This is a genomic window from Pseudomonas sp. UBA6276 (assembly GCF_002438365.1).
Classification (GTDB): domain Bacteria; phylum Pseudomonadota; class Gammaproteobacteria; order Pseudomonadales; family Pseudomonadaceae; genus Aquipseudomonas; species Aquipseudomonas coleopterorum.
This window is the reverse complement of record NZ_DJUS01000048.1, coordinates 10,994-17,203: the sequence shown is the minus strand read 5'-3', so window position 1 is coordinate 17,203 and position 6,210 is coordinate 10,994. Positions and strand designations below refer to the sequence as shown.

The 6,210-nt window shown below is 62.2% G+C and carries 6 protein-coding genes; 3 read left to right on the top strand and 3 right to left on the bottom strand.

Features of this window, described 5'->3' with window-relative positions; genetic code table 11:
* Positions 1-1,477: methyl-accepting chemotaxis protein (locus B2V21_RS05685; protein WP_286916288.1), on the bottom strand; the 1,477-nt coding region annotated here is incomplete at its 3' end.
* A 250-nt stretch (positions 1,478-1,727) separates the two neighbouring features.
* Here B2V21_RS05685 and B2V21_RS05680 point away from each other — a divergent pair.
* Positions 1,728-2,612, top strand: coding sequence for a hypothetical protein (locus B2V21_RS05680; protein WP_286916287.1), 885 nt, complete (start codon positions 1,728-1,730; stop codon positions 2,610-2,612).
* A 46-nt stretch (positions 2,613-2,658) separates the two neighbouring features.
* On the opposite strand, the gene B2V21_RS05675 is transcribed toward B2V21_RS05680, so the two are convergent.
* Positions 2,659-3,558 (bottom strand): SDR family oxidoreductase, encoded by a 900-nt coding sequence (locus B2V21_RS05675; protein ID WP_286916286.1) that lies wholly within the window; start codon positions 3,556-3,558, stop codon positions 2,659-2,661.
* Between the two features lie 316 nt (positions 3,559-3,874).
* Here B2V21_RS05675 and B2V21_RS05670 point away from each other — a divergent pair, with 316 nt between their 5' ends.
* Positions 3,875-4,156 (top strand): hypothetical protein, encoded by a 282-nt coding sequence (locus tag B2V21_RS05670; RefSeq protein ID WP_286916285.1) that lies wholly within the window; start codon positions 3,875-3,877, stop codon positions 4,154-4,156.
* A gap of 131 nt (positions 4,157-4,287) precedes the next feature.
* Here B2V21_RS05670 and B2V21_RS05665 read toward each other — a convergent pair whose 3' ends face one another.
* Positions 4,288-5,553, bottom strand: coding sequence for a mechanosensitive ion channel family protein (locus tag B2V21_RS05665; protein ID WP_286916284.1), 1,266 nt, complete (start codon positions 5,551-5,553; stop codon positions 4,288-4,290).
* Between the two features lie 160 nt (positions 5,554-5,713).
* Here B2V21_RS05665 and B2V21_RS05660 point away from each other — a divergent pair.
* On the top strand, positions 5,714-6,210 hold a 497-nt coding region (locus B2V21_RS05660; protein ID WP_414708361.1), incomplete at its 3' end, for a DEAD/DEAH box helicase.

The window sequence follows — 6,210 nt, the reverse complement described above, 5'->3', positions numbered from 1 at the left end:
GGTTGGTCTGCTCGGCGATCGAACGAATGGTGTCCAGAATGCTATTGATGTTCTTGCTGTCCTGCTGCAGCAGCTGCATGGTTTCGGTCGATTGCTGCAGCTCGGAACTCAGCCTGAGCACGCTGGTGGTCGCCTCGCCAATGCGCTGCTGGCCGTCGTGGACTTGCTGATAACCGTTGTCCGCACTGGTGGCCGCCTGCCCGCAGGAACGGGCCACTTCGTTGGCGGTGGCGACCATTTCGTTGAACGCGGTGCTGACCAGTTCCACCGCTTCGCGCTGGCGACCGGCGACTTCGTCCATGTTGCGAGCCACCTCCTGGGTATCGGCGGCGGCCACCTGCAGATCGGAAGACGCGGTACCGATGCGTTGCACCAATTGAGCGATCATCCCCACGAACTGGTTGAACCAGCCCGCCAGCGCCGCCGTTTCATCCTTGCCCTGGACCTTGAGCTGACGCGTCAGGTCGCCTTCGCCCTCGGCGATCTCCTGCAGACCGTTGGCGACGCCACGGATCGGACGCACGATGACACCGGCGAAGCTGGCGCCAACCAAGGCGAACACGACGGCCAGCACTGCCGCGATGGCCGCGATCAGCCAGGTCAGGTTCGAAGCCTGGGCCATCACTTCTTCGCGCTCGATCAGGCCGATGAACCGCCAGCCCAGCCCGGCCGAGCTGACGATGTTGGCCATGTAGACCTTGCCGTCGATCTCGATCTGAGTCGAGCCATCGCCATGCCTGGCCAACTCGGTGTAGTTGCCGCCCAGGTCGGCAAGCGGTTTGAAGTTGTGTTTGGCATCGCTGGCATCCACCAGCACGTTGCCATTGGCTTCGATCAGCATCAGATAGCCGCTGTTGCCCAGCTTGATGTTCTTCACCAGTTCGGTCATCTGCTTGAGCGACACATCCAGGCCGACCACGCCGACCACCTGGCCTGCGGCGTCGGTGACACTGCGCACCGTGCCGATCAACGACACATCGTCCGGTGCCCAATAGTAGGCGTCGGTGCGCACCGTGGTTCCCGGAGCGGCCATCGCAGCCTTGTACCAGGGTCGCTGGCGCGGGTCGTAATTGGCGATCTTGGGGTCATCGGGCCAGCTGGCGTAACCACCGTCGCTCAAGCCCAGCGACAGGTAAGCCGTGCTCGGATGGGTCTTGGCGAAGCCATCGAAGATGTCCAGCAGGCGCCGATTGCTCTCGGTCAGAGGCACCTGCGCTGCGTCCGCGCCCGTGTAGTTCTTCAGATCCCTGGCAGCGACGATACGAGGGTCCTTGGCGATGTACTCGACGTTCTGGCTGATGCCGTCGAAGAACTGTTTGATGCCATTGTCGATCTGCCGGATCTCACGGCCGCTGCTGTCGACGAAGTCGGCCCTGGCCGCTTCGCGCAGGTTGAAGACGACGAGCACGGCCACCACGATGACCGGGAGGCAGGCGATGACCGCAAAGCCCCAGGTGAGTTTTTGCTTGATGTTCATGGACTATTCCGCTGGTGTTGTAAGTGTTGGTCGGCAGAAAAAGACAAGACGTGCAGCGTGAGCTCTAGGAATATTCTTTTGAGTGTTTTCTAACTATCGGCGACGAACGGCAAATCTGAATGAGGCCCATCGGCGACCGGACAGACGGAGGGGTGGAGTATCGAAAAGAGTGAGGGACGAGCGTTGTTCGGCGGTACTTTCCCAACCATTCAGAGTCTACAGAGCGACCTTCCTCACAGAGCCTTCGCGCATGCCCACCTTACCTCGCCTTCCTCTGCTCGCCGCTGCGCTGGCAGCGGTCATGCAACCCTGCCTGGCTGCGCCGCGCAGCGTGCCTTCCATCGAAACCGAAGATGCCGCATTGGGCAGTGTCGAGATCGGCGAGGCCTCCGGTCGCTTTCACCCGCAGTTGAGCATCGATGCCCGCAATGGTGATTTCGCGCGAGGCAACTACGACGATGACGCCGCCAGCCTCGATCGGATTCCGTTGCATGCCCAGGCCGGCTTCGCCCTGGACCTGCACCAGGCCGCCGACGGCAGCGCCGATGCCTGGCTGGTGTTCAGCACCAGCAACGGTTTCCACAGCGCGTCGAGCGACGAAACAGTGAGCCCGCGCCGCTGGTACGAGAGCAACAACCTGCTCGGTCTGGTGGTTTCGCCCAGCGAGGGGTTGCGACTGGGCTTCGTCTATACCGTCAAGACCAGCCCGAACGACGTCGCCCCCACCACCCAGGAGGCAAGTTTCACCCTGGCCTACGAGGCTGACTCCGGGTTTGGCGCGTGGCGACCGGGACTGGCCATCACCAGCCGCACTCAGGGTGACAGCGGCCTCTACACCCAAGGCACGCTGGAGCCCGGCATGGATTTGAGCGATGCAGGCCTGCGCTTGAGTTTCCCGAGTGCCCTCGGAGTCGGCTGGAACGGTTTCTACGGTCCCGATTCAGGCGATCGCCTGTATGCCCGTACCGGACTGGCGCTCGAGCAACCCTTCCAGTGGAGCGAAACCCGCTGGAGCGCCCGGGCCGAGGCCTTGGCCATCTATCGCGATGGTGCCTTGCGAGAACTCAGTGGCCCAGATGGAGAGACCGACAGCGTCGTGCCTCAGGTGACCCTGAGTCTGTCCATGGCGTATTGAAAGAGAAGGGCGGGCGTGCCGTAGGCGACGCCCGTTCCAGCAAGGCTCAGGGCAGTGGGTTGCCGCCGGTGACACCGAACACTTCGCCGGTGATATAACTCGATTCCTGAGTGGCCAGCAGCACGTAGATCGGCGCGCACTCGGCTGGCTGCCCTGGACGACCCATGGGTGTTTCCGAACCGAACTTGGGGATCTTCTCCTGGGGTTGGCCACCGCTGGGCTGCAGAGGTGTCCAGAACGGCCCCGGTGCCACGGCATTGACCCGGATGCCCTTGCCGATGACCTGCTTGGCCAGGGCTTTGGTGAACGCCACGATCGACGATTTGGTGGGCGCGTAGTCGAGCAACGTTTCCGACGGCTGATAGGCCTGGATCGACGCCGTATTGATGATGGTTGCACCCGCTGGCAGGTGCGGCAGCGCCGCCTTGCACAGCCAGAACATCGCGTAAACGTTGGTCTTGAACGTCGCGTCGAACTGCTCGGTGGTGAGTTCGGCGATGTCCTTCTGGGCCGTCTGCTTGCCGGCCACGTTGACCAGCACGTCGAGTCCGCCGAGCGCCTTGACCGCCTGCTCGACCAGAGAATTGCAGAACGCTTCATCCTTCAAGTCGCCTGGCACGGCAATCGCCTTGCGCCCTTCGGCCTCGATCAACGCCACCACTTCCCGGGCATCAGCTTCTTCCTCGGGCAGATAGTTGAGGACGATGTCGGCACCCTCGCGAGCATAGGCGATGGCTGCTGCACGGCCAATGCCAGAGTCAGCCCCGGTAATCAGCGCCTTGCGCCCGACCATCCGGCCAAACCCCTTGTAACTGGTTTCCCCATGATCCGCCGCCGGCTGCATTTTATGCACGGTCCCGGGCGCCGTTTGCGGCTGCTTGGGAAATTCGGGGGTCGGGTATTGGGTGAGCGGGTTCTGCATGCTGTACTGGTTTTCGGTAGTCATAAGGCAGTGTCCTCTAAGATTGCTCGGGGCTGTACGGTGCTGCACAGCATCGGGTAGTCCTGAAAATGGAGGGCGCGTGGAAAGTCATCGTTCAGTTTTTCTGGATGAAACAAAAGTGAGGGTGTGCGCAACCCTGTGGGAGCGGGGCGGGCGGCGAGCCCTCTGCCTGCGAGGCCCTCGGCCCCGTCACCTGTACAGCAAAATACCGGCTCGACAGGCGAGCTCTACCAAGACACACCTTGATTCAGAATCCTGCCTTAGGCAAAAAATGGTAGCGGTATGATCTGGCGCACCCCCATCTTTTGCAGAGGTTTCCATGCCGTCCAGACTGATTGCTTACCCGGCCGTGGTCGCGTTGACTTTGATTCTTGCCGGCTGTGACGCGGCCGAGAATGCCGCGAACAAAGTCATCGAAACGTCCAAGACACAACTGGTCGAAGCTGCGCGCGACACCTTCAGCGAGTCCGCCAAGCAGATCAACGAGACGATCGACAAGGCACAGCAAAGCGCCAAGCCGTGGATGACGGACGGTGACAAGGAAGCCGAGACCCAGCATTCGGCTGCGGAGCGGGAGGAGAAGGCGAAGTCGGAGGGGTGAGCCTGGTTCGTTTCCACAGAGGCACTGGCATCCCGTAGGAGCGGTCATCGGCCGCGAAGGGCGCACTGCGTAGTGCCTAGTACACCGCATCGCCTGGTTCGCGGCCACGGACCGCTCCTACGGGGGGGCTTTCAATGCGGACCAGTCACCGCTACCAACCCACTGCGCAGGTCCGCGCCGCTGGGCTTCTGGTACACGCTCAACCCGAACTCCGGCAGCACGGCCAGCAGGTAGTCGAAGATATCCCCCTGAATCCGCTCGTACTCGGCCCAGGCCGTGGTGCGAGTGAAGCAGTAGATTTCCAGGGGTACGCCTTCGGCGGTGGCTTCCATCTGCCGGACCATGCAGGTCATGTTCGGCTGGATGTCGGGGTGGGCGTTGAGGTACGCCAGGGCGTAGGCGCGGAAGGTGCCCAGGTTGGTCATGCGGCGTTGGTTGGCCGACAGCTCCGCCACTTCGCCCTGGGCTGCGTTCCAGGCCTTGAGTTCGGCCTGCTTGCTGCTGACGTAGCCGCTGAGCAGATGCACCTGGGTCAGGCGTAGCTGTTCCTGTTCGTCGAGGAAACGCACGCCGCTGGCATCGATGTTCAGGGCGCGCTTGATGCGCCGGCCGCCGGACTGCTGCATGCCGCGCCAGTTCTTGAACGACTCGCTCATCAGGCGCCAGGTGGGGATGGAGACGATGGTCTTGTCGAAGTTCTGGATCTTCACCGTGTGCAGGGTGATGTCGACGACATCGCCGTCGGCGCCCACCTGGGGCATTTCGATCCAGTCGCCGACGCGCAGCATGTCGTTGCTGGTCAATTGCACGCTGGCCACGAACGACAGCAGGGTGTCCTTGTAGACCAGCAGGATGACCGCCGACATGGCGCCCAGGCCGGACAGCAGCAGTAACGGCGAGCGGTCGATCAAGGTGGCTACGATGATAATCGCGCCGAAGATGTACAGGATCATCTTCGCCAGTTGGACGTAGCCCTTGATCGAGCGGGTGCGGGCGTGTTCGGTGCGGGCGTAGATGTCGAGCAGGGCATTGAGCAGGGCGCCCAGCGCCAGCACCATGAACAGGATGGTGAAGCCCAGCGCGATGTTGCCGATGACGTGTTTGCTGTTGTCACTCAGCACCGGGATCAGGCCGAGGCTGAACTGCACCACCAGCGACGGCGTCATTTGCGCCAGGCGGTGGAAGACCTTGTTGTGCAGGAAGTCGGTGAGCCAGTGCAGCGAAGGTCGGCGGCTGAGCAGCTTGACCGCGTGCAGGGTGAGAAAGCGTGCCAGGCGGCCCAGGGTGAAGGCGGCGATCAGCAGCAGGAACAGCGACACACCGGCCTGCAGGATCGGCTGGTCGTCGAGGCCTGTGATGAAGGTGACGGTTTGTTGCCAGAGCGATTCGATATTCATGGGTGGGCGTGCAGCTCCCGAGTTGAAAAGGGGGCGGCGATTAAAGCCCATTGCGCAGGGCAATCGCCACGCCTGGAAAGATTTGCACGCAATTTACCGAGTTACGGGTAAAGAAATTCGGCTAATCGTCCGCAAACCGGTACCCTATGCAGTCGAATTTATGTACTCCGTCGAGGTAACACCCGTGTTTTCCCAATTCGCCCTGCATGAACGCCTGCTCAAAGCCGTCGCCGAGCTGAAATTTGTCGAGCCGACGCCGGTGCAGGTAGCGGCCATTCCTTTGGCCTTGCAAGGGCGCGACCTGCGGGTGACGGCGCAAACCGGCAGTGGCAAGACCGCGGCATTCGTGCTGCCGATCCTCAACCGCTTGATGGGGCCGGCCAAGGTCCGCGTCGATATCCGTGCCGTGATCCTGTTGCCGACCCGCGAGCTGGCGCAGCAGACCTTGAAGGAAGTGGAGCGCTTCAGCCAGTTCACCTTCATCAAGGCCGGCCTGATCACCGGTGGTGAAGACTTCAAGGTGCAGGCCGCCATGCTGCGCAAGGTGCCGGACATCCTCATCGGTACGCCGGGCCGTCTGCTGGAGCAGTTGAACGCTGGCAACCTGGACCTCAAGAACGTCGAGGTGCTGGTGCTCGATGAAGCCGACCGCATGCT